Annotated in this window: 2 protein-coding genes; one reads left to right on the plus strand and one right to left on the minus strand. The window is 59.6% G+C overall.

Annotated elements, in window-relative coordinates:
* Window positions 1-174: 174 nt before the first annotated feature.
* Window positions 175-504 (minus strand): DUF1820 family protein, encoded by a 330-nt coding sequence (locus tag DU29_RS0129090; RefSeq protein ID WP_007894425.1) that lies wholly within the window; start codon window positions 502-504, stop codon window positions 175-177.
* Between the two features lie 135 nt (window positions 505-639).
* Here DU29_RS0129090 and miaB point away from each other — a divergent pair, with 135 nt between their 5' ends.
* Window positions 640-1,968 carry a tRNA (N6-isopentenyl adenosine(37)-C2)-methylthiotransferase MiaB gene (gene miaB, locus DU29_RS0129095; protein ID WP_161781321.1) on the plus strand — a complete coding sequence of 443 codons (1,329 nt, stop codon included), beginning with the start codon at window positions 640-642 and terminating at the stop codon, window positions 1,966-1,968.
* The last annotated feature ends 156 nt before the right edge of the window (window positions 1,969-2,124 follow it).

A 2,124-nucleotide genomic window follows, 5' to 3' on the forward strand; every position in this document is an offset into this window, starting at 1 on the left:
GAGGGAGCTTGCTCCCGCTCGGCTGCGAAGCAGTCGTAAAGTCAGTGCACGCGGTCTGCCTGGAAGTTAGCGGAGGCTGATTTCAGGGCCGCTTCGCAGCCCAGCGGGAGCAAGCTCCCTCGCCACAATAAGCCCCCTTGCCACAACAAGTTCACGAGCCAGTCAATCCGCGGCCTACTTCTCAGGCATCGGCATCGGAAACGGCATCACATTACCGACCGCGCCGCGGGCTTCGCTGATTTTCGGTGTGCCCAGACGCTCGACTTCATCGATGCGCACAATCGAATGCATCGGCACAAAACTGCGCACCACGCCTTCGAACTGCGCCTTGAGCTTCTCTTCGCTCGGGTCCACGACCACTTGCGTGCGCTCGCCAAAGACGAACTCTTCCACTTCCAGAAAACCCCACAAATCACTTTGATAGATCTGCTTGGCATACATTTCGTACACCTGGCCCTGGTTGAGGAAAATCACCTTATAGATTGGAGCTTCACGTTTGGTCATGGTGGGCGAGCAACACATCGGGGGATAAAAATGAGGGCGCGAACTATAGCATAGCCACCGGACGCACAGCGGTAGGAACCTTGGACCATGTTCCCTATAATGCGCGGTTCTTTGAATCACGTGATGACTGTATCCATGGCCAAGAAGCTTTACATCGAAACCCACGGTTGCCAAATGAACGAGTACGACAGCTCGCGCATGGTCGATCTGCTGGGTGAACATCAGGCCCTGGAAGTCACCGCCCGCGCTGAAGACGCCGACGTGATCCTGCTCAACACCTGCTCCATCCGCGAACGCGCCCAAGACCGGGTGTATTCCCAGCTCGGTCGCTGGCGCGAACTGAAACTGGCCAACCCGGACATGGTGATTGCCGTCGGCGGTTGCGTGGCCAGCCAGGAAGGCGCAGCCATCCGCGATCGCGCACCGTATGTCGATGTGGTGTTCGGCCCGCAAACCCTGCATCGCCTGCCGGAAATGATCGACGCCGCCCGCGCCACCAAACTGCCGCAAGTCGACGTATCGTTCCCGGAAATCGAAAAATTCGACCATCTGCCAGAGCCGCGCATCGACGGCCCGAGCGCTTACGTGTCGGTCATGGAAGGTTGCAGCAAATACTGCACGTTCTGCGTGGTGCCTTACACCCGTGGCGAAGAAGTCAGCCGACCGTTCGATGACGTGATTGCCGAGATCATTCACCTGGCCGAAAACGGCGTGCGCGAAGTGACGTTGCTGGGGCAGAACGTCAACGGCTATCGCGGCGCCACGCACGAAGGTCGCCTGGCTGATCTTGCCGAGCTGATTCGCGTGGTCGCCGCCGTCGATGGCATCGACCGCATTCGCTACACCACCTCGCACCCGCTGGAATTTTCCGACAGCCTGATCCAGGCCCACGCCGACGTACCGGAGCTGGTCAAGCACCTGCACTTGCCGGTGCAGTCGGGTTCGGACCGGATTCTCTCGGCGATGAAGCGCAACCACACCGCGCTGGAATACAAATCCAAACTGCGCAAACTGCGTGCGGCCGTGCCGGGCATCTGCATCAGTTCGGACTTCATCGTGGGCTTCCCGGGCGAGACCGAGAAGGACTTCGAACAGACCATGAAGTTGATCGAAGACGTCGGTTTCGACTTCTCCTACTCGTTCGTCTACAGCCAGCGCCCGGGCACGCCGGCGGCAGCTCTGGCCGACGAGACGCCGGAATCGCTGAAGAAGGAACGCCTGAACGCGCTGCAACACCGCCTGAATCAGCAAGGTTTCGAAATCAGCCGACAAATGGTCGGCTCCGTTCAGCGGATTCTGGTGACCGATTACTCGAAAAAGGACCCTGGCGAACTGCAGGGCCGGACCGAGAACAACCGCATCGTCAACTTCCGCTGCGACAACCCGACCCTGATCGGCCAGTTCGCCGACGTGCACATCGATGCCGCGCAACCGCACTCGCTGCGGGGGTCGTTGATCCCGTAACACCTGAATACACTGTGATAGAGAGCATTTGCGGCGAGGGAGCTTGCTCCCGCTCGGTCGCGGAGCAACCGCCAACCAGACATTTCAGTCCTCCAGAAAAAATCGCGGCTGAGAGATTTGAGAGCGCTCCGCACTCCAGCGGGAGCAAGCTCCCTC

Origin of the sequence: Pseudomonas sp. Ant30-3 (assembly GCF_000690905.1) — a bacterium.
In the GTDB taxonomy this organism is placed as follows: Bacteria; Pseudomonadota; Gammaproteobacteria; order Pseudomonadales; family Pseudomonadaceae; genus Aquipseudomonas.